At 58.8% G+C, this 19854-nt stretch carries 19 protein-coding genes; 8 read left to right on the top strand and 11 right to left on the bottom strand.

Annotated elements, in window-relative coordinates:
- Positions 1-17 precede the first annotated feature (17 nt).
- Together ACQZ48_RS14475 and ACQZ48_RS14470 are read right to left on the bottom strand one after the other, a co-directional pair.
- Positions 18-800, bottom strand: a complete 783-nt coding sequence (locus tag ACQZ48_RS14475) for an SDR family oxidoreductase (protein ID WP_077985540.1) — start codon at positions 798-800, stop codon at positions 18-20.
- An 82-nt stretch (positions 801-882) separates the two neighbouring features.
- A complete protein-coding gene (locus tag ACQZ48_RS14470; protein ID WP_077985539.1) occupies positions 883-1746 on the bottom strand; it encodes a MurR/RpiR family transcriptional regulator in 864 nt (287 codons plus the stop codon).
- A gap of 243 nt (positions 1747-1989) precedes the next feature.
- On the opposite strand from ACQZ48_RS14470, the gene ACQZ48_RS14465 reads away from it, so the two are divergent.
- A complete protein-coding gene (locus tag ACQZ48_RS14465; protein ID WP_191217245.1) occupies positions 1990-2475 on the top strand; it encodes a hypothetical protein in 486 nt (161 codons plus the stop codon).
- Between the two features lie 152 nt (positions 2476-2627).
- On the opposite strand, the gene ACQZ48_RS14460 is transcribed toward ACQZ48_RS14465, so the two are convergent.
- The 6 genes from ACQZ48_RS14460 to ACQZ48_RS14435 all read right to left on the bottom strand — a co-directional run bounded on the left by ACQZ48_RS14460 (position 2628) and on the right by ACQZ48_RS14435 (position 8430).
- On the bottom strand, positions 2628-3740 hold the full coding sequence (locus tag ACQZ48_RS14460) for a sn-glycerol-3-phosphate ABC transporter ATP-binding protein UgpC (protein WP_191217244.1): 1113 nt from the start codon (positions 3738-3740) through the stop codon (positions 2628-2630).
- A 188-nt stretch (positions 3741-3928) separates the two neighbouring features.
- Entirely contained in the window at positions 3929-5161 is a 1233-nt protein-coding gene (locus tag ACQZ48_RS14455) for an ABC transporter substrate-binding protein (RefSeq protein WP_077985536.1), read from the bottom strand.
- 38 nt (positions 5162-5199) lie between these two features.
- Positions 5200-6057, bottom strand: a complete 858-nt coding sequence (locus ACQZ48_RS14450; protein ID WP_077985535.1) for a carbohydrate ABC transporter permease — start codon at positions 6055-6057, stop codon at positions 5200-5202.
- Positions 6054-6938 carry a carbohydrate ABC transporter permease gene (locus ACQZ48_RS14445; RefSeq protein ID WP_077985534.1) on the bottom strand — a complete coding sequence of 295 codons (885 nt, stop codon included), beginning with the start codon at positions 6936-6938 and terminating at the stop codon, positions 6054-6056. Before ACQZ48_RS14445 ends, ACQZ48_RS14450 begins: the two co-directional genes overlap by 4 nt.
- A 13-nt stretch (positions 6939-6951) precedes the next feature.
- Entirely contained in the window at positions 6952-8133 is a 1182-nt protein-coding gene (locus ACQZ48_RS14440) for a Gfo/Idh/MocA family protein (protein WP_077985533.1), read from the bottom strand.
- Between the two features lie 120 nt (positions 8134-8253).
- Positions 8254-8430 (bottom strand): hypothetical protein, encoded by a 177-nt coding sequence (locus tag ACQZ48_RS14435; protein WP_244634960.1) that lies wholly within the window; start codon positions 8428-8430, stop codon positions 8254-8256.
- A 154-nt stretch (positions 8431-8584) separates the two neighbouring features.
- On the opposite strand from ACQZ48_RS14435, the gene ACQZ48_RS14430 reads away from it, so the two are divergent.
- Genes ACQZ48_RS14430 through ACQZ48_RS14415 form a run of 4 tightly spaced genes read left to right on the top strand, consistent with a single transcriptional unit; the run spans position 8585 to position 12487 of the window.
- Entirely contained in the window at positions 8585-9337 is a 753-nt protein-coding gene (locus tag ACQZ48_RS14430) for a GntR family transcriptional regulator (protein WP_191217243.1), read from the top strand.
- 28 nt (positions 9338-9365) lie between these two features.
- On the top strand, positions 9366-10388 hold the full coding sequence (locus ACQZ48_RS14425; RefSeq protein ID WP_077985531.1) for an SIS domain-containing protein: 1023 nt from the start codon (positions 9366-9368) through the stop codon (positions 10386-10388).
- Positions 10385-11557: an N-acetylglucosamine-6-phosphate deacetylase gene (gene nagA, locus ACQZ48_RS14420; RefSeq protein ID WP_448728917.1), complete on the top strand. Its 1173-nt coding sequence runs from the start codon at positions 10385-10387 to the stop codon at positions 11555-11557. Before ACQZ48_RS14425 ends, nagA begins: the two co-directional genes overlap by 4 nt.
- Before the next feature lie 3 nt (positions 11558-11560).
- The gene (locus tag ACQZ48_RS14415; RefSeq protein WP_077985529.1) at positions 11561-12487 is read left to right on the top strand and encodes an ROK family protein; all 927 of its coding nucleotides are present in this window, start codon (positions 11561-11563) and stop codon (positions 12485-12487) included.
- A gap of 6 nt (positions 12488-12493) precedes the next feature.
- On the opposite strand, the gene ACQZ48_RS14410 is transcribed toward ACQZ48_RS14415, so the two are convergent.
- Positions 12494-13747, bottom strand: coding sequence for an FAD-dependent oxidoreductase (locus ACQZ48_RS14410; RefSeq protein ID WP_191217240.1), 1254 nt, complete (start codon positions 13745-13747; stop codon positions 12494-12496).
- A gap of 31 nt (positions 13748-13778) precedes the next feature.
- Positions 13779-14480 (bottom strand): phosphatase PAP2 family protein, encoded by a 702-nt coding sequence (locus tag ACQZ48_RS14405; protein WP_137412253.1) that lies wholly within the window; start codon positions 14478-14480, stop codon positions 13779-13781.
- Positions 14481-14668: 188 nt separating this feature from the next.
- Here ACQZ48_RS14405 and dxr point away from each other — a divergent pair, with 188 nt between their 5' ends.
- Positions 14669-15862, top strand: a complete 1194-nt coding sequence (dxr, locus tag ACQZ48_RS14400; protein WP_173990234.1) for a 1-deoxy-D-xylulose-5-phosphate reductoisomerase — start codon at positions 14669-14671, stop codon at positions 15860-15862.
- A 36-nt stretch (positions 15863-15898) separates the two neighbouring features.
- Here dxr and hemA read toward each other — a convergent pair whose 3' ends face one another.
- Positions 15899-17116 carry a 5-aminolevulinate synthase gene (gene hemA, locus ACQZ48_RS14395; RefSeq protein ID WP_142912987.1) on the bottom strand — a complete coding sequence of 406 codons (1218 nt, stop codon included), beginning with the start codon at positions 17114-17116 and terminating at the stop codon, positions 15899-15901.
- Positions 17117-17488: 372 nt separating this feature from the next.
- Here hemA and ACQZ48_RS14390 point away from each other — a divergent pair, with 372 nt between their 5' ends.
- Together ACQZ48_RS14390 and ACQZ48_RS14385 are read left to right on the top strand one after the other, a co-directional pair.
- Positions 17489-17740, top strand: a complete 252-nt coding sequence (locus tag ACQZ48_RS14390) for a YMGG-like glycine zipper-containing protein (protein ID WP_004443753.1) — start codon at positions 17489-17491, stop codon at positions 17738-17740.
- Between the two features lie 175 nt (positions 17741-17915).
- Complete coding sequence (locus tag ACQZ48_RS14385; protein WP_191217239.1) at positions 17916-19841, top strand: autotransporter assembly complex protein TamA; 1926 nt, start codon at positions 17916-17918, stop codon at positions 19839-19841.
- Positions 19842-19854: the final 13 nt, after the last annotated feature.

The raw sequence follows: 19854 nt of genomic DNA, 5'->3' as shown, positions 1-19854 counted from the left end.
CCGTCAACGGGTTTCGGTCAGTAATGTTCGGATTGCGAAAATGTCCGGGCCAGCGGCGCCTGCCCTGCCGTGAGACCACAATCGACCGGCAGGCACACGCCGCTGATGGCGGCGGCCTGCGGGCCGGCCAGAAAGGCGACGGCATTGGCCACGTCTTCAGGTTTCACGATGCGCTGCAGGGGATACCAATGCTTTGCTTCCTCAAAGACCTGAGGATTGCTTGCAGCCCGCGCTTCCCACGCCTGCGTGCGCACGGTGCCCGGTGCCACGGCGTTGGCGCGAATGCCGAATTTGCCGTATTCGACGGCGATCAGCTTGGTCAGATGGATCAGCCCGGCCTTTGCCGCGCTATAGGCAGGATGCCCGAACACCGCCATGCCATTGACGGAGGTGATATTAACCACCGCCCCCTGAGTTTTCTTCAACGCCTCTTCGAAAGCCCTGAAGCAGAGAAACGGCGCTTCCAGATTGAGCGCATTGTCCTTGCGCCATATATCGGCGGTCGTGTCATGCAGGCTGACCGCCCTTGCGGCGCCCGCATTGTTGACGAGGGTTACAACATCGCCCAGCGCCGCAACCTCGGCGGCCAGCCTTGCAAGGTCCTGCGGGTCGGTGACATCGCAGGTTTTCGCAACGAAGCGGGGATCGGAAAGCGCCGATAGCGCGCTCGAAAGGGCGCCGCGGTCGATATCGACCAACACGACCTTTGCATGGCTTTCAGCGAGCGCCGCGGCAATCGCCCGGCCAATATCACCTGCCGCGCCGGTAACGACAGCGAGCTGGTCTTTCCTGTCCTTCATCTCCTGAAACTCCCTTGAAGCTTTCCGACCCGCCACAAAACGGATCTCAGGCAAAGCAGCCTATGTTGTTTGTCAGCCCGCCTCAGTCACCGAGCAATTGTTTGTCATCCGGATCGCGATGCTCCACCAACTGCTGCTTGATGTGACGTAAAGTCACCATCGATCGTTGCCGTTGATGATAGGCAGCAAGCGTTGCCAGAACATCGACGGCGGCCAGATAGGCGTAGCGCGATGAAGTGGGGCGGAAGATATTGTTCCCCTCGGGCACATTGACGGCCACCACCATGTCGGCGGCCGCGGCAACAGGCGTGTCGCTCTGGGTGAGCGCAATGGTGGTGACCCCCATTTCCCGCGCCAGCTTGAAACACTTCACCAGTTCCATGTTACGGCCGGAAAAGGACGAGCCGATGACGACATCTTCCTTGCGCGCAGCGGCGGTCATCATCAGCTGCATGCTGTGATCGGCGCTGGTCGAAACGCGCAACCCCAGGCGGAACAGCCGGTTCTGGATTTCCGAAGCGATCATCGAGGAATTGCCGCCAGCGCCGAAGGCATAGATCATGCCGCTATTGGCGATCCTGATCGCCGCTTCATCGGCAAGGGCCGGATCGAGCGTCCTGTGCAGCAGGAAAAGCGCTTCCTGCGCCTTGGCGAGCACCTCTTCCGCAACATCGGAGGGTCCCGTGCTGGAGGGTTCGGAGGTGAGATATCGGATACCCACATAGGCCGTCTTGGCGAGGCTGACCTTGAAATCCGAAAAGCTCTGGCACCCCAGCCGGCGGCAGAACCGCGTCACGGTCGGCGGAGACACTTCCGCGCGCGCCGCCAGCTCGATGATCGAGGCATTGACGGCGAATTCGAAGTCCGAAACCAGAATATCGGCAATCCGTCGCTCAGACTGCGAGAATTGTCCCCTGTCTTCCTGTATTCTTGCAAAAATATCCATGTTCACCGGTCTCCGTTCCGCCAAAACTTAAGGCTTGGCCCCGTTTCCGATGCACCCTAAGAAAGCGCGCCCGTCAACCGCATAGATCCGTGAGTCAAGGATGTTTCGTCTTGCTGACGACACCACGCACACCTTTAATTTGAAAATTATTTTCTTTGTTGATTGAGAGATGAGCATATGCCAACAATCAACACCAGAGAAATCTCCAAATCTTGAAAATAATTTCAACACCGGACCGAAACCATGCGTGATCCCTTCAAAAACCCTTTTCCCGAAACAGACAGCGCCCGCCATTCCATCTGGGAGATGCTGGTAACGCGTGACATCGACGCTTTTCTGGCCGCCGACTGGTCGAAGGTCGCGGATGATTTCGTCGAGGACGGCTTTCTCGGCATCAACGCCAACCGGGATGCGAACCCGGACAATTGGCGCTTGTCCTTCCCTTCGCTCAGCGCCTATCGGGACGAGTGGCTGCGGCAGGCGCAGGATTTTCAAACCCAGCAATTCGCAGAGAACCCGCGCGATGCGATCTTTACGACCACCACGCTGGAAGAAATCGAAGTGGAAGGTGAGACCGCGCTGGTGCGCAAGAAGTTCGACGGTGGGCTTCGCAAGGCCGATGGCAGCTTCGACGTCATGAAATGGCAGACGCTCTATTATTGCCGGCTGCATCAGGGACGCTGGAAGATCAGCGGTTTCACCGGCTACATGCCCAACCCCATGCCGTGATCCAGAAGAAATCTTGACAAGCTTTGCATGCCGGGCCGAAAGCCCGGCTTTATTTTTTCGTCTGGAATGAGCAGGAAAATGCTGCTGGAGACGGATCGCCTCAGGAGCAGCCGGGCATGGGGAAACAGAGAACATGGCCCGGCTCCTGCGCCTTATTGGATCAGCTTGAGGACTGAAAGATCGACGCGCCTTTCCAGCGCAACGCCGCTCTCATCAAACAGATGGCAGTCCGAAGCCTTGATACCGGTGACGATGGGCTCATCCACGACCACAGGTGCGGAGCCGGAAAGCAACGCGCAATAATTCTCACCCGTCGGCGCGACACCATAAGCAATGGTATTGACCCCGAGCCGCTCGATCACGCTGGGTGCGACCGTGACATTGAGGTCGGCCGGTTCGAGACCGGTATGTTCCGGGCGGATGCCGAGCGTCAGCTGCGCGCCTTCAAGACCGGCACGGGGTTCCACCGGCACGGTGACCGTCTGTCCATCATAGGCCACCGTCACGCCCTCGGCGCTGACCGATTTGCAGGTGACCTTCAGGAAATTCATTTTCGGATTGCCGATGAAGCCCGCCACGAACAGGTTCGCCGGCTTGTGGTAAAGCTCGAGCGGTGCGCCGACCTGGGCAATTTTACCGGCGTTCAGCACCACGATACGGTCGGCCATGGTCATGGCTTCCACCTGGTCGTGGGTGACATAGATCATCGTCGCCTTCAGCGTCCGGTGAAGATTGGTAAGTTCGATGCGCATGTCGGCGCGAAGGGCAGCGTCGAGGTTGGAAAGCGGCTCGTCGAACAGGAATATTTTCGGCTCGCGAACGATGGCGCGGCCGATCGCCACGCGCTGGCGCTGACCGCCGGACAACATGCCGGGGCGCTGCTGCAGACGCTGGTCGAGCTGGAGGATCTTGGCCACACCCTCGACCTTCTGCCTGATCTTGTCCTCTTCCATCTTTTCGACACGCAGCGGAAAAGCAATGTTTTCAAACACCGTCATGTGCGGATAAAGCGCATAGGACTGGAACACCATGGCGATGCCGCGCTTGACCGGCGGCAAGTCATTGACCTTCACGCCATTGATGACGACGTCGCCGCCGGAAATATCCTCAAGACCGGCGATCATGCGCAGCAATGTGGATTTGCCGCATCCCGAGGGGCCGACAAAAACGACGAACTCGCCATCCCTGATGTCGAGCTGAACGCCCTTGATGACTTCGAAATGTCCATAGTTCTTGCGGACGTTGTTGAGATAAAGCTGACCCAAGACTTGCCTCTCCCGTCAGCGGCCGACATCAGGCCGCGTTCAGAGATGTTCCGAAACAGGGGCAAAGCCACACCGGATCGGGACCGTTGAAAAACAGGGGGAAAAAGCATCCCGGAAGACGCAGGCGTTCCCTCGGCGAAACTTGCCGGATGCGGACGGCTCCCGCCCGCATCCGTGCTCATGAAAGATTATTTATACTGCTCGAGAGCCGAAGCCGCTTTCTTCGCGGCATCTTCCGGTGTTGCCTGGCCCGTGACGACAGACTGCACCATCTCGATCATCGTGTCCTGGAAACCCTTGTAGTCCGTGAAGAGCGGCTCGGGACCGCCATAGGCGATACCGTCGATCAGCGGCTTCCAGAAGGGATCCTTGGCGATGAACTCATCGACCTTCGGCGACGGACGCAGCGGGGTGAGGCCGGCGCCGCCCTGCAATTCGTATTCACCCTGCGGACCAGGAGAGGTGATGAATTTGGCGAATTCGGTCGCCTTTTCTTCCACGCCCGTTCCCTTGAAGATCGCAAGGCTGTCCGTGATGAGCAGCGTGCCGGGACCCTTGGCTTCCGGGCCGAGCGGCAAGGTCGCGATGCCCCAGTTGATCTTGGTTTCCTGCAGGCGCGTGGCCGCACCAGAACCTGCCTGGATCATGCCAACCTTGCCGTCGAGGAAGATGGCGCGAATTTCGTTCTGCTCATAGGCCGTCGGGCCTTCGACGGAATAGGGCGTGATGTCCTTGTAGGCTTTCAGTGCCTCGACAACCTGCGGGCTGTCGACCGTGATCTTGTCGCCGTCGATCACCTTGCCATTATTGGTATAAACCCAGTGCATGAACTGGTGCATGGTGTTGTCAAAGGTCTTGGCGGACAGACCGTAACCGGCAACGCCGGTCTTTTCCTTGATCTGCTTGGCAAAGGCGATTTCTTCGGCCCAGGTCTTCGGCGGCGTTTCAGGATCGAGACCTGCCTGCTTGAACAGGTCCTTGTTCCAGTAGAGCGCCTTGGTCGAGAAGGCGACCGGCACGCCCCACTGCGTATCTTCGAAAGTGACCGTATCGACGATGTTGGGATAATAGCTTTTCTTTTCGTCTTCCGTCATCGGCACCGGAACGATGAGATCGTTCTGCGCGAACTGCTTCAGCGTGCGCGAACCGACATAGGCCATGGCGACCGGCGTGCCGGCAGCGGCGAGCGTGGTCGCCTTATCCTGGCACTGGGCCCAGCCGACGACTTCCGGCACGACCTTCCAGCCTTCGTTTTTGCCTTCCCATTCCTTGATGTACTTCTCATGGATGGGGTCCATCTTGTCGCCGCAATAGATCCAGCTGATCTCCTTGTCGGCGGCGTGCGCCGTCACCGTCGTAAGGGCAGTGGAACCGGCAAATGCGAAAGCGCAAAGCGCCAATCCGTAATGTTTCAGTGCCATAGGTAGTCTCCCGTTTTGGTGGTCGTTCCGGTTGTTGATTATTTCACCGCGCCGGCGGTAAGGCCGCTGACGAGATATCGTTGCATGAAGAAGATCACGACCATCGCCGGCGCAATGCCGACGAAGCTGGCCGCCATCAACTCATTCCAGATGACTTCCTGACGACCGAAATAAGCGAAGAGGCCGATGGGCAGCGGCATATATTCGGTCTTGGAATTGAAGGTGAGCGCGAAGATGAACTGCTGGGCATAGGCGCCGATGAAGGTGGTGATGGAGACCACTGCGATGCCCGGCATCGCCAGCGGCAAGATCACCCGGCGGAAAGTATAGAAATAGCTCGCACCGTCCACATAGGCCGCTTCTTCCAGTTCCCGCGGGATACGCAGCATATAGGTGCGCAAAAGCCAGATGGCGGTGGGGATCAGGAAGGCCGCGCCGGGAATGATCATTGCCAGATAAGTGTTCAGCACACCCATGTTGCGCATCAGCCGGAAAAGCGGGATCAGAAGCACGGCGCCCGAGAACATGTTGATCGCGAGAAATGCGCCAAGCAATTGCCCTCGTCCGCGAAACTTGAAACGGGCGAAAGCATAGGAGGCCGGCACCACCAGAATAAGGACGATAATGGTCGAAATGGTGGAGATGAAGAAGGAGTTGAAAACGTAGCGGGCAAAACCGGGAACGCTGACCCACATGGTCCGGTAGGCCTCGAAGGAACCGTTTTCCGGCCAGAACGTGTAGGGCGATGAGAAAAGCAGACTGAGCGGCTTCAGCGAAACCAGAAATCCTTCCACGAAGGGCGCCAGCACGAAAGTCAGGAATACGGCGATGCCGCAATAAATCCCGACGATTTCATACCACCTGTAGCGGTTGATCATCGCATTCTTGTCAGTCATCGGCTGGCCTCCTGCGAGATGCGGCTGGTGATGCGGAAGTAGAAATAGGTAAAGATCGACAGGAAGATGCAGATCAGCACGGCGCGCGCAGCACCTTCACCGTATTTGTAAGAACCGATCGCCGTCTTGTACGTGTCGATGATCATGGTCGTGGTCTGGCCAGTCGGACCGCCCTGCGTCAGGATCCAGATGATATCGAAGGAATTGAAAGTCGAAATCAGCGAGATCATCGACATGGTAATCATCGCAGGCAGCATGAGTGGCAACGTGATGCGGCGGAAGCGGTAGAGGCGGCTTGCCCCATCTGTCCACGCGGCCTCGTAGAGATCCTGCGGGATGGCCTGAATGGCGGCCAGCAGATAGAGCGTAACCATTGGCACACCGATCCAGACGTCGGTGATGATCGTTGCCCAGAAGGCCGTATTGCCGTAGGCGAGGAACGCGACCGGCCCATCCACCAGACCGATATTCTGGAGCACGCCGGAAATCATGCCGAACTGGCCGTTATACATCCAGCCCCACATGAAGATGCCGATAGCCATCGGCACGATCCATGGCGGCATGGTCAGGAGACGGAAGAGCGCCCGGCCAGGCACGGCCGAATTCAGCAAAACCGCACCCAATGTGCCGATAATCATCTTTATCGAGACGGAAAAGAACGTCCAGATGAAGGTCCGCGTGATGACATCGGCAAAAGTCGCGTTGAAAATCTTCTCGTAGTTGATGAAACCGACCCAGTTCGTCGTTTTTCTAAGCGACGCATCGGTAAAGGACAGGATGAAGGTATCGACGAGCGGATAAGCAACGATAACCGTGATGTATAAAAGCGCCGGCAGAAGAAGAAGCCAGGCGAAGACGACCGCGCTGCGTTTCGCATCCATCGCGCCGCCCCCCTTAAGCCGATTTCGCGGCGGGGGATTTCAGCTGACCGTGCAGTGCAAGATCGTACTCCTCCCATACCGGCTTGAGATCGATCACCTTGCGGCCATGGCGCGCTTCGTCCATGGCAAGCGCCAGAATGCCGGCCTCAATCGCGTCGAGCGCGGAAACCGGCAAGGGCGCGCCCTTGACGATATGGGCGATGACGTCCTCCGCCATCTGCTCGTCCGCACCATAATGCTGTGAGAGCGCGGTTGCCGCAGAATAGGTCTTGGCGACGGTTTTTTCATTGGTCCGGGCATTGTGCACGTTCAGGAAACCGCGCACGAAATCGCCCTCTGCCATGCCCTTGGCGCCGATGACGCAGAAACGGCGGAAATCGTCGGGAACGTTGAGATTGGTATGGAAGGCAAGCGATGCGCCGTTCTCATATTCGACGATGGCCGTCTGGTAATCGATGATGTCGCCGTCGCTGTCAAAAACCTTGTCGGAACCCATCCAGCCGCTCGGCTTGCGATGGTAGACCTCCATATCGTTGATGCCGTCATTCTGCGGCGCGTTTGCCGGCGTGAAGCTCTTGCGTCCGCCAAAGCTCGACACGAAACGCGGCCGCGCACCGACCACGCCATTATAGAGATCGAGGTCGTGGCAGCATTTTTCCAGCATGAACGAGCCGGAGTAATTTTCGTAACGTCGCCAGTCGCGCATGAAGAATGCGCCGTGATAGGGCGGGATATGCTCCGAAGCCTCGATGGAAACGACATCGCCCAGCTTGCCTTCCGCCTGTGCGGCGCGCAGATCGCGGTAGAGCGGGGAATAACGCAAAACGAGACCAACGAGCAGCCGCTCGTGACCATGCTTGTTGAGCAACCGGGCAAGCTCGAGGCTTTCCTCGATGCTGACGACGATGGGTTTTTCCGAGAAGATGGTGCATCCGGCCTCAAGCCCGATACGGATATGCTCCAGATGCATGTGGTTCGGCGAGCCGATCATCAAGAGATCGAATTTTTCGTTTGCGATCAACGCCTCGGGACTATCGTAAGTCTTACCGGCCGAAATGCCCTTTTCCTGCAGGCCCGGCAGGCCCGCCGGCGCGGGATCGACATAACCGACGATCTCGAAATCCTTGTCGATCTCATGAAAAACGTAGCCCAGATAACCGAGACGGAATCCGAGTCCGATAATTCCCACCTTCATGAACTTTGTTCCCTGTTCATTCGTAATTCATTTTCGCAGATGCGACCATTTCTCTGCTGGTCGTCCAGATATCTGCGATAATTTCTTGCCACGATGAAATTAATTTTCACAACGGTCAAGCTAAATTCGATTTCGCAAACGCTGCCGCGAGTCGGAAACCGATTTTCCGGCGCGACGGATGCGAAACGGATCGCCGCCGACCACCGACACAAAAAACAATACCAAAAAAATGCCAATCGTCCAGAGCAATTCCGTTATCGGGAAAATTTTTTTGGTTAATGCGAAAATATCAAGCATTAAGCCTCATTATTCGGCAAAAGATCGAAAAAAACCACCGATTAATCGTACAAATCCAGCAATGGTTCTATTTTGGTATTGCCGATTGCGTGGCATATGATATAGCCAGAGCCGGCCATATCGCCGACCACATGGATCGTGACAGAGGTTATGGATGAACGGGGCAGCGCTTAATCTGGACGACCTGCAATCAGGCGGCGGCCCGCTTTACCTGAAACTGCGCCAGACGATTGAAGACGCCATCAATGGCGGCCGCCTGAAGCACGGCGACGCCTTGCCGCCGGAGCGGGATATCGCCGAAAGCGCCTGCGTCAGCCGCGTCACGGTGCGCAAGGCGGTGGACGATCTCGTCCGCGACGGTCTTCTCGTTCGCCGGCACGGCTCGGGTACTTTCGTCGTCAAGCCCATCACCCGCATGCAGCAGCCCCTGACCAAGCTCACCTCGTTTACCGAGGACATGCGCCGGCGCGGCATGACGGCAAGCACCCGCTGGCTGGACAGGGGCCTGTTCCACCCGACCGGAGACGAGATGATGACGCTCGGCCTTTCCCAATCGGCCATGGTGGCCCGGCTCAAGCGCCTGCGGCTTGCCAATGACCAACCTATCGCGCTCGAAGTCACAAGCCTGCCGGGCGATATTCTGCCTGACCCGCAATTGGTGGAAAACTCGCTTTATCTGGAGCTTGAGAAAAACGGCATTCGCCCGGTGCGCGCCATTCAGCGCATCTCCGCCCGTAACCTTACCGATGAGGAAACATTACTGCTTGGGGTTCCGCCGGGCTCGGCAGCGCTTTCCGTTCAGCGAATGGCCTATCTGGAAAGCGGGCGCCTCATGGAAATATCCCGCGCGCTGTACCGCAGCGACGCCTATGACCTCGTCGCCGAACTGACGATGGGGCCCGAGTGACAAATCTCTTGATCAAGGACACGAAACGATGACAACCCTGATGCGCCAGGAAATCGATGAGATTCCCGATGCAGTCGCTCGCCTGCTGGACAATGCCAATGCCGACTTCCACGAAGCCGGAGGCAGGCTGAAGGCCCGTGACCCGGCCGTTATCGTCACCATTGCACGCGGCTCCTCCGACCACGCCGCGCATTTTTTGAAATATGCGATCGAATTGCAGACCGGTCTACCGGTCGCGTCGCTCGGCCCCTCGCTCGCCTCGATCTACCAGACGAAGCTGCGGCTGGACCGGGCGGCGGCCTTCGCCGTCTCGCAATCGGGTAAAAGCCCTGACATCGTCGCTCTGTCGGAAAGCGCCCGCAAGGGCGGCGCGCTCACCTTTTCGCTTGTCAATACCCTGCCCTCCCCGCTCGGCGATGCGGCAAATCACGCCATCAATATCCAGGCGGGCCCTGAAAAAGCGGTGGCCGCAACCAAATCCTTCGTCAACTCCATCGTCGCCGGCCTCGCGATCCTTGCCGAATGGACGGAAGACAGCCTGCTCGCCAAAGCCGTCAACGCCCTGCCGCAGAATTTCGCCAAGGCCATCGCGCTCGACTGGAGCCAGATCAGCGAAGCGGTCAGGGGCGAGGAATCGCTCTATATGCTGGGCCGCGGTCCCGCCCTCGCCATCGCAGCGGAAGCCGCGTTGAAATGCAAGGAAACCTGCGAGCTCCACGCAGAGGCCTATTCATCGGCGGAAGTCATGCACGGCCCCGTTTCGCTGGTCGCACCGAAATTTCCCGTCATCGCCTTTGCCGCACGTGACCGCGCCGAAACCTCGGTGACGGATATCGCGGCCGGCCTCGCCGGCAAGGGCGCAAGTGTTTTTGTCACCTCCGCAAAGGGCAACCCGGCGAAGTCCCTGCCTTTCGTGGAAACCAATCATCCGCTGACTGACGCCCTGTTGCTGATCGCACCGTTTTACGGCTTCATTGAGCAATTGTCGCGTGCCCGCGGCTTCAACCCGGATGCGCCGGTGGCGTTGAAAAAGGTGACGGAAACCCAATGAGCAGCAGCAAGGCATTTGTCGGCGCCCGTATTTTCGATGGCGTCGCGTGGCACGAAGGCAAAGCGCTCGTGACCGGTGATGGCCACGTTGCCGACATCGTCGACCGCGTATCCGTGCCCGCAAACGCCGACATCTTCGACGCGGAAGGACTGTTCATTGCGCCGGGCTTCATCGACTTGCAGGTCAACGGCGGCGGCGGCGTGATGTTCAACAACGAGCCGGATGTGGAAGGCATTGCCCGCATCTGCTCGGCCCATGCGCAATTCGGCACTACGGCGCTGATGGTCACCCTCATAACAGACAGACCGGATATCACAGCCAAAGCCGCCGAAGCAGGCATCGCCGCGCACGAAGCAGGGGTGCCCGGCTTTCTCGGCCTGCATTTCGAAGGGCCGCATCTTTCTGTCGCACGCAAGGGCACCCATGACCCGGCGCTGATCCGAAAGATGGAAACGGCCGATCTTGCTGTTCTGACGGGCTGCAAGGCGAAGCTTCCTTTTGTGCTGACAACCATCGCCCCGGAAAACGTAACCGAGACGCAGGTCGCAGCGCTGCACAAAGCCGGCATCGTCGTCAGCCTCGGCCATACCGATGTGGGCCTCAGCGTCGCGACGGCCTATGCCGAGGCCGGCGCATCCATGGTGACACATCTCTTCAACGCTATGAGCCCGCTCGGCCATCGCGAGCCGGGACTGGTGGGCGCGGCACTTTCGAACGGCAAGCTGGATTGCGGGCTGATCGCCGATGGTTTCCATGTCGATCCCGCAGCGATCGGCATTGCGCTTCGCGCCAAGAATGGTCCCGGCCGCATTTTCCTCGTCACCGACGCCATGTCTACTATCGGAACGGATGATGACGGTTTCGAACTGAACGGCAGGCGTGTCTATCGCAACGGCGGCCGGCTGACGCTGGCCGACGGCACGCTGGCGGGGGCGGATATCGATATGCTTTCCTGCATTCGTTTCATGCATGAAAAGCTGGCGACACCGCTGGAAGAGGCCTTGAGAATGGCGTCTGCCTATCCCGCCGAGGCGGTCGGCGCTTCCGGAAAGGGTAAGCTCCTGTCCGGATTCGATGCGGATTTCGTCATGCTGACACCCGACCTTCAGATGCATTCGACATGGATCGGCGCAGAAAAAATCCACGATGCCACCCGTTCCGGAGCCTGAATCATGATCGTTTGTTTCGATATAGGCGGAACGACCATCAAGGGCGCGATTGCCTACGCTCCCGACGATATTCGGCCCGTGCCGCGCATCCCGACGCCCAAGACCAGTTTCGAAGACTTCGCCGCCGGCCTGAAATCCATCATCGACAATAGCGGCGGCACACCCGCCTGCGTGTCGCTGTCGATTGCCGGCGTCATCGACCCCGATACCGGCAAGGCCACTGTCGCCAATATTCAGAGCATCCATGGCAGGGTCCTGAAGGACGAGCTGGAAAAGGCGCTGAACCTTCCCGTCATCGTATCGAACGATGCGGATTGCTTCGTGATCGCTGAATCGGAAATCGGTTCCGGACGGGGTCATCGCGTGGTCTTCGGCGTCATCCTCGGAACGGGTGTCGGCGGCGGCCTGGTGATCGACGGCAAGCTCATCAACAGCCACGGCGGTTTCGCCGGCGAATGGGGCCATGGGCCGGTGGCCGCGACATTGGCCGGAAATCCGCCGGTTTCGCTGCCGCGTTTCGAATGCGGTTGCGGGCTTACCGGCTGCGTCGACGCAATCGGCAGCGCCCGTGGCATGGAAAAACTGCATTCGCATCTTCACCGGCAGGCGATGACCAGCGAGGACATCATTGCGGCCTGGCAGGCGGGCGATGCGAAGGCCGCAAGAACCATCGATGTCCTTATCGATATTCTCGCCTCGCCTCTGGCAATGGTGATCAACGTTACCGGCGCAACCATAGTGCCGGTCGGCGGCGGACTTTCCAATTCGAAAGCGCTTCTGGCCGCTCTGGACGAGGTGGTAAGGAGCCGCATTCTGAGGCGCTTCGACCGCCCTCTGGTCGTGCCCGCCATCTGCCGCATCGAGCCGGGGCTGATCGGATCCGCCGTTATCGGGCTGAAACATGAGAAAGAAGCCGAAGGCACTGCCTGAGCGGCGTCACATCGTCTCGATCTTTTCCCGGCGAAAACCCAGCCCTACCAGCCGGCCGGTCAGATGGGAAAGGAGCGGAAACCGCATGATGGCCAGCACAAAAGCTGGCGGTCCTTTCGGTTTTTCCGCATCCGCCCGTCCCTTCTTGCGGCCGATACGCATCATGCGCTGCAGAAATTGCGTGGCCTTGGTCGGGAAGGATCGCCGCTTTTCAATTGCGGCAAGATCCTCGTCGGTAACGGCGCGGCCGGATACGAGCACCGGCACCAATATATTGGCCGCCGCAACCGCATCCTGAATAGCCAGATTAATGCCGACACCGCCGACGGGGGACATGGCATGGGCCGCGTCACCAATGCAGATCAGACCCGGTTTCCACCAGCGCTTCAGCCGGTCGATACGGACGGTGAGGAGATGCACATCGTCCCAGCTCTTGAGCTCATCGAGCCTTTCGCGTGGGAAAGGGCAGATTTCCGCGACCCTGTCCCTGAAGGCTTCAATTCCCTGCAGCTTTATGTCGGCGAAAAATCCCTTTCGCACCACATAGCCGCATTGCCAGTAATCACCCCGGTTGATCATGACGAAACCCTGCCGCGAGCCGGCATGCCCCATGGTTTCCGTCGGATCGTCGGGCTGTTTGGAAAGGCGCATCCACAGCACCTCCGTCGGAATGCCGAAGCGCTGCACTTCCAACCCCGCCGCCTCACGGACGGTGGAGTTGCGCCCATCCGCCCCCACCACCAGATCGGCTTCGATCTCGATGATGCCTTCAGGTGTGCTGACCGCGAGACCCCCGACATGCTCGCCGCTCTCGATCAGTCCGGTCACCGGCGCATTCATCAGCAATCGGAAATTTTCGTATTGCCCCGCCTTGCCGACGATGAAATTGAGAAAATCCCATTGCGGCATAAAGGCGATGAAGCGGTGGCGGACCGGCAGGCGGGAAAAATCCGCGATCGTGATACGCTCGCCGCCGATAACCGCATTCAGTCTTGGCGCGCGCGTATGAGGCAGGCTCAGGAACTCATCGATGAAACCGAGTTGCTCCATCAATTCAAGCGTTGAAGGGTGGATGGTGTCGCCGCGAAAATCGCGGAGAAAATCTCCATGTTTCTCAACGACGACAACATCTATACCGCTGCGCGCAAGCAGCAGGCCAAGCATCAAGCCCGCCGGCCCGCCGCCAGCCACGGCGACTGATGTACGGATATGCTGAACGGACTTGCCGTCATTTTCCGGAGCGTTTGTCGCTTCCTCCATCACCTTCCCCCTTACATCCTGCTTGAGGTCCTTATCGTGTATCCGCCGTCGGGAGGTTTGCATTCTTCGGCTGCGGCCAGCCATGCGCATCGAATCGGAACAGCATTTCGGACCGGGCAAAGATAAAGGCGAAGGCCATGGCCGTCCACATGCCGAGCAACAGCCCGGCGGCGACATCGCTTGGATAATGTGCGCCGACGATGACACGCGAAACACCGATGACAAGCGCAAGCAGGAGAAACACCCAGCGGAAGCGCGGCATCAACATGGCGAAAGCGCCGAAAAACACCCCGGCGGCGGTCGAATGGCCTGAGGGGAAACTTTCATAGAGATTGTCGCCGGTAAATGGAGTGAGGCTATAGGCGCCCATTTCAAGGAGAAGCTCCGGCCTTGCCCGCCCGATCAGGAATTTCAGCGTATGGACGAGAATGCTCGCCGTTCCGATCGTCAGGAAGAAATAAGCCAGAAGCCGCCATGCCGTCCTCAGCCGTCCATTGTAGGTCTGCGCCTTTAAAACCCGTGCGGCGACATAGGCCAATATCGCCAGAAGGCCGGTGGAATAGAGCATCCAGCGGAAGGTTCCGAAATCGGTAATCGCGCGGTTAAAGGAAACCACTCCGCCCGGCAGGGCCTGCGCACTTTCGGAAAGACGCGGATCAAAAGGAATGAAGGCAAGGACCAGCACAAGGCTTGCCGCAAAGACCCACCCGCTGGAAACCAGAAAACGTCGCATCGATATCCTCTCATTGTTTTTCTTGCATATGGCTTTGCCTTCCGCAAAAACAATAGCCTGGGCTTTGTCCTTGTGATGGCTGGTTTTCGCGGGTAGAGGCTAAGGAATGTTGCCTGAAAGTGCATGGCGTTTTCGGGAAAACGACGTGCACCAAGGGGTGCGAACCGGAAACGACCGACGGACTGAAAATGACGAATGCCAGTGACATGCCACGCAAGCTGACAATATTGGGTTCGACCGGTTCGATCGGCGCCAATACGCTGGATGTCGTCCGCCAGCTGGGTGGCCGCGACGCGTTCGAGATCACGGCTTTGACCGGCGCGGGCAACGTCGCGCTTCTGGCGGAACAGGCGCGGGAATTCGGCGCGCGGCTGGCGGTCACCGCCGAAGACGACAAATACGAAGCGCTGAAATCGGCCCTTGCCGGCAGCGGCATCGAGGTTGCGGCGGGCAAATCCGGCCTCGAAGAGGCCGCGTCGACGGATGCCGGCTGGGTGATGGCGGCGATTGCCGGAACCCCCGGCCTTGCACCTACTCTTACAGCCGCGCAACGTGGCGCAGACATAGCGCTCGCCAACAAGGAATGCCTGGTTTCGGCTGGCGATGTTTTCCTGCGCACGGTCAAGCAGGGCGGCGGCAGGCTGATCCCGGTCGACAGCGAGCACAGCGCAATCTTCCAGTGCCTGACGGGCGACCATAAGCAGGCCGTGGAACGCATCGTGCTGACCGCATCCGGCGGCCCGTTCCGCACCTGGTCGCGCGAGGAGATGGCCAATGTTACGGCGGATATCGCCCGCGCCCATCCCAACTGGTCGATGGGGCTGAAGGTCTCCATCGGCAGCGCCTCCATGTTCAACAAGGGGCTTGAAATGATCGAGGCGAAATACCTGTTCGATCTCAGGCCCGATCAGGTGGAGGTGATCGTCCATCCGCAGTCGATCATCCATTCAATGGTGGGCTACACCGACGGCTCCTATATCGCCCAGCTCGGCTCTCCAGACATGCGCACCGCTATTTCTTATGCCCTCACCTATCCGCAACGCGGCAATCTAAACGTTGAGCGGCTGGATTTCGCAAAACTCGCGCGGCTCGATTTCGAAGCGCCGGATGAAGCCCGTTTCCCGGCGATTCGTCTGGCCCGCACCGCGCTGGAGCGCGGCGGTTTGCAGGGCGCCGCCCTGAACGCCGCCGAAGAAGCCGCCTTTCACGCCTTCGTTGCGGGCAATATCGGTTTTCTCGATATGGCCGAGATCGTTGAAACGGTCATGGACCGCATGCATGACGGCCGCTCCGCCGCCACGATTGAAGATGTATTCGCAGCGGATAAGGAGGCCCGTCGCCACGCCCGCGAATTGATCGCCACCAAAGAAAAGGCCGCTTAAACGCGGCCCCGATCTACTCTTATCTAAACAGCGGCCTCACGCCACCGCACGCGCCAGCGCACAATGCGACCAAAGCTGATGCAGCGCGCCGACGAGATGCTCGATATCGGCATCGCTATGCAGCGGCGTCGGGGTAATGCGCAGACGTTCGGTCTTGCGCGGCACGGTCGGATAATTGATCGGCTGAACATAGACGCCGTGATTGTCCAGCAGGATATCCGAAATCCATTTGCACTTGGCGGCATCGCCAACCATGACAGGCACGATGTGACTCGGGTTGTCCATATGCGGAATACCGCGTGCATCGAGAAGACCACGCAGCTTGCGCACCCGGTCCTGATGGCGGGCGCGCTCGAAGGGGCTCGCCTTCAGATGTTGGATCGAAGCAATGGCACCGGCAGCAAGGGACGGCGGCAGGGCCGTCGTGAAGATGAAGCCGGAGGCGAAGGAGCGGATGAAGTCGCAGACCGCCGTGGATCCGGCAATATAACCGCCCATTACGCCAAAGGCCTTGCCGAGCGTTCCCTCGATGATCGTCAGGCGATCCATCAGGCCTTCGCGCTCGGCAATGCCGCCGCCGCGCGGGCCGTACATGCCGACAGCGTGAACTTCATCGAGATAGGTCATGGCGCCGTAACGGTCTGCCAGATCGCAGATTTCCTTGATAGGCGCGATATCGCCATCCATCGAATAAACGGATTCGAAGGCGATCAGCTTCGGCGCATTCGGATCGGCGGCCTTAAGCTTGGCTTCGAGATCTTCGAGATCGTTGTGCTTCCAGATCACCCGCTCGCAGCGGCCGTAACGGATGCCTTCGATCATCGATGCATGGTTGAGCGCATCCGAGAAAATGATCAGGCCTGGAATTTTCTGACCGAGCGTGCCGAGGGTGGCCCAGTTGGATACATAACCCGACGTGAAGATCAGCGCCGATTCCTTGCCGTGGAGATCGGCAAGCTCCCGCTCCAGCAGGACGTGATAGTGGTTGGTGCCAGAAATATTCCGGGTGCCTCCCGCACCCGCGCCACAGTGATCGATGGCGGCCTTCATGGCTTCGATGACTTTGGGGTTCTGGCCCATGCCGAGATAGTCGTTAGAGCACCAGACAGTAACGTCCTTGCGTTCGCCATTGGCGTTGTACCGTGTGGCGCGGGGAAAATTGCCCTGCTGGCGCTCGATATCTGCAAAAACGCGATAGCGTCCCTCGGAATGCAGGCTTTGCAGTTCCGTCGTGAAAAATGCCTCGAAGTCCATGCCATGCTCCAGAATTGACCAGATCGTTTTCTGCCTCGTCGCCGGGACCGTCAACCCTTTCGGGCCACATTAACCGCGTCTGCGTCAATTCGCCGTTGTTTTGAACCATTCCAATAAAGCGTTTATAGGCGCCTATGAAAAGCGCAAAATTGATTCACATCAAAAAAGCGGATTTTTGGAACCTTTTTTGCGCCGCGCCGTTGTTTGGGGCACAATCGATTTACGCTCGGAGGAATGCCTGCAAAGAGGAGGCTTCCCTAAACGACATCGAATTGTTAGTTATCTGTGGCGGTCGGAGGTAGCAGTCGCCGCAGATAAATATGGGACGCCTACCGAGCCACAAGAGCTCATTGTAACGTTGGAGAGAGTTTCATGAAAAAGGCAATCATATTTGCGCTGGTCGGCCTGTCGCTCGCAAGCTGCACGCAGACCGAAAAGGGTGCTTCCATCGGTGCCGTTTCCGGTGCGGTCATCGGCGGCGCCGTGACTGGCAACGTTCGTGGTGCGGCAGTAGGCGCAGCAATCGGCGGCGTGGGCGGCGCCCTCATCGGCAATGCTTCCGAACCGGGCTATTGCTATTATCGTGACCAGTACGGTCAGCGTTACACGGCGCGTTGCCGCTAATCGCTTCGCGAAATACCGTTGCACAGAAGCCCCGGTCACCCGGGGCTTTTTGCGTTATGGCAGGCAAAACACAAGCGCAAGGGTCCTCAAAGCAGTTTATTTATGATTAAATTGCACTGTTAACGGACAGGAAACGGGTTAGGGCGACAATAAAGGCTCAACCATAAAGCAGCTTATGCGAAGAACACGAACTAACCCGAAGACAGGTATTGCGTATCGGAAAGCTGGCACCGCGCTTGCGGTCGCCGTGACGTTCGCCCTGTATCCGGCGTTTACCCGTGATGCATTTGCCTTCAAACTGTTTGGCATGCGCCTCTGGGGTTCGGAAGAACCGGAAGTGGAGGTTATAAACCCTGTCAAATTCACCGTCACGCTTGATGCCGCGGACGCCGATAAGTCCCTGAAAAACAGCCTGGAAAACAGCTCGCTCCTCCTGGCTGACAAGGACAAGCCCACCTCCGGCGATCTCGGACTTCTGATAAAGGCAAGAGACGACAGGGACAGGCTGATCGCGGCGCTTTATGAAAACGCCCGTTATGGCGGCATCGTCAATGTTACCGTCGCCGGCAAGGATGTGGATAGCCTGCCGCCCAATCCTGTGTTCGATCATTCCGCTCCCGTACCCGTGGTGATCACGGTTTCGCCCGGCCCGGTTTTCAAACTTGGAAATGTACGGCTGGAAGGCGATGTGACCGGCCGTAACCTTGAGGAATACGGCCTGATAGCCGGGGGTGACGCCGGTTCTCTCGCCATCATCCGCGCCGGCAACAAGCTGATCGATGACCTGAAGGCCGAAGGCCGTCCGCTTGCGAAGCTGACGAAACGCGAGGCCGTCGCCAACCACGCGACGAACACGGTGGACATTACCATGGCGGCTGAAGGCGGTCCCGTGGCACCCCTCGGCACGGTCACCGTCACGGGTGAAAAAACCGTCGACGGCGATTTCATCCGCCGTTATTCGCGCCTCAATGGCGGCGAACCCTATTCGCCGGAAAAACTGCGCAAGGCCGCCGACCGGCTGCGGCAGCTCGGCGTCTTTTCCAGCCTGACGATCAAGGAAGCGGGAACACTGGCGCGCGACGGCACCATTCCGCTGACCATCGAGGTTTCTGAAGGAAAGCACCGCTATTTCGGCGTCGGCGCACAATACTCAACCACGGAAGGCATCGGCCTTCAGGGTTATTGGGGCCACCGGAACCTGTTCGGACAGGCGGAATCGCTGCGTATCGAAGGTTCGGTTTCGCGCATCGCCGAAGCATCGAGCGTCGATGGCATGGATTATTCGGCGGGCATTACTTTCACCAAGCCCGGCATGTTCAATCCGCGAACCACCTTCAAGACCAGCCTGATTGCCAAGACCGAACACCCCGATACATACGACGCCAAGACAGTGACGGGCACAGCCGGTTTCGCCTACGAGCTCAACGATACCGATACAGCCGCAGCCGGCCTTGAGGTGCAATGGGCCGATACGGAAGACGCATTTGGCAAAAACGAATACCTCACCACCTCCATCCCGCTGGAATTCGTTCGTGATACACGCGACGACAAGCTCAACCCCACCGAAGGCTTCCGTGCCTCGCTGGCCGCCAAGCCTAGCTATGAAGCGCTGAACGGCACCTTCTTTTCCTCGTTCGAAGGCTCCATCTCGGGCTACAAGGGGATTGGCGCCGAAGACCGGCTGATCATGGCCGGAAAGCTTTCCGGCGGCGTGCTCGTCGGCGGCAGCGATCTGCAGGACATTCCCACCACAAGGCGCTTTTATGCCGGTGGCGGCGGATCGGTGCGCGGCTACAGCTATCAGGAAATATCGCCGTATAATGCCGCTGGCGACGCGACCGGCGGCCGCTCCTATGTCGTCGGCTCCATTGAGGCCCGCATCACGGTCACCGATACAATCGGCATCGTGCCATTCATCGACGCCGGCGTGGTTTCGGATGAGGTGACCCCTGATTTTTCCGATATCCGGGCTGGCGCCGGTATTGGCCTGCGTTACGCGACGCCCTTCGGGCCTCTGCGTCTTGATGTCGCCATGCCGCTCGACAAATATGACGGCGGCAACAGTTTCGGCATTTATGCTGGCATCGGTCAGTCTTTTTAAACGCCGCAGTCGA

The sequence above is a fragment of the Agrobacterium sp. 22-209-1 genome, assembly GCF_053522485.1.
This window is presented reverse-complemented; position numbering and strand designations above follow the sequence as displayed.

Coding starts and splice junctions, on each gene's coding strand:
- ACQZ48_RS14475 (WP_077985540.1), bottom strand. CDS start 800: ATGAAGGACAGGAAAGACCAGCTCGCTGTCGTTACCGGCGCGGCAGGT.
- ACQZ48_RS14470 (WP_077985539.1), bottom strand. CDS start 1,746: ATGGATATTTTTGCAAGAATACAGGAAGACAGGGGACAATTCTCGCAG.
- ACQZ48_RS14465 (WP_191217245.1), top strand. CDS start 1,990: ATGCGTGATCCCTTCAAAAACCCTTTTCCCGAAACAGACAGCGCCCGC.
- ACQZ48_RS14455 (WP_077985536.1), bottom strand. CDS start 5,161: ATGGCACTGAAACATTACGGATTGGCGCTTTGCGCTTTCGCATTTGCC.
- ACQZ48_RS14450 (WP_077985535.1), bottom strand. CDS start 6,057: ATGACTGACAAGAATGCGATGATCAACCGCTACAGGTGGTATGAAATC.
- ACQZ48_RS14445 (WP_077985534.1), bottom strand. CDS start 6,938: ATGGATGCGAAACGCAGCGCGGTCGTCTTCGCCTGGCTTCTTCTTCTG.
- ACQZ48_RS14440 (WP_077985533.1), bottom strand. CDS start 8,133: ATGAAGGTGGGAATTATCGGACTCGGATTCCGTCTCGGTTATCTGGGC.
- ACQZ48_RS14435 (WP_244634960.1), bottom strand. CDS start 8,430: ATGCTTGATATTTTCGCATTAACCAAAAAAATTTTCCCGATAACGGAA.
- ACQZ48_RS14430 (WP_191217243.1), top strand. CDS start 8,585: ATGAACGGGGCAGCGCTTAATCTGGACGACCTGCAATCAGGCGGCGGC.
- ACQZ48_RS14425 (WP_077985531.1), top strand. CDS start 9,366: ATGACAACCCTGATGCGCCAGGAAATCGATGAGATTCCCGATGCAGTC.
- nagA (WP_448728917.1), top strand. CDS start 10,385: ATGAGCAGCAGCAAGGCATTTGTCGGCGCCCGTATTTTCGATGGCGTC.
- ACQZ48_RS14415 (WP_077985529.1), top strand. CDS start 11,561: ATGATCGTTTGTTTCGATATAGGCGGAACGACCATCAAGGGCGCGATT.
- ACQZ48_RS14410 (WP_191217240.1), bottom strand. CDS start 13,747: ATGGAGGAAGCGACAAACGCTCCGGAAAATGACGGCAAGTCCGTTCAG.
- ACQZ48_RS14405 (WP_137412253.1), bottom strand. CDS start 14,480: ATGCGACGTTTTCTGGTTTCCAGCGGGTGGGTCTTTGCGGCAAGCCTT.
- dxr (WP_173990234.1), top strand. CDS start 14,669: ATGACGAATGCCAGTGACATGCCACGCAAGCTGACAATATTGGGTTCG.
- hemA (WP_142912987.1), bottom strand. CDS start 17,116: ATGGACTTCGAGGCATTTTTCACGACGGAACTGCAAAGCCTGCATTCC.
- ACQZ48_RS14390 (WP_004443753.1), top strand. CDS start 17,489: ATGAAAAAGGCAATCATATTTGCGCTGGTCGGCCTGTCGCTCGCAAGC.
- ACQZ48_RS14385 (WP_191217239.1), top strand. CDS start 17,916: ATGCGAAGAACACGAACTAACCCGAAGACAGGTATTGCGTATCGGAAA.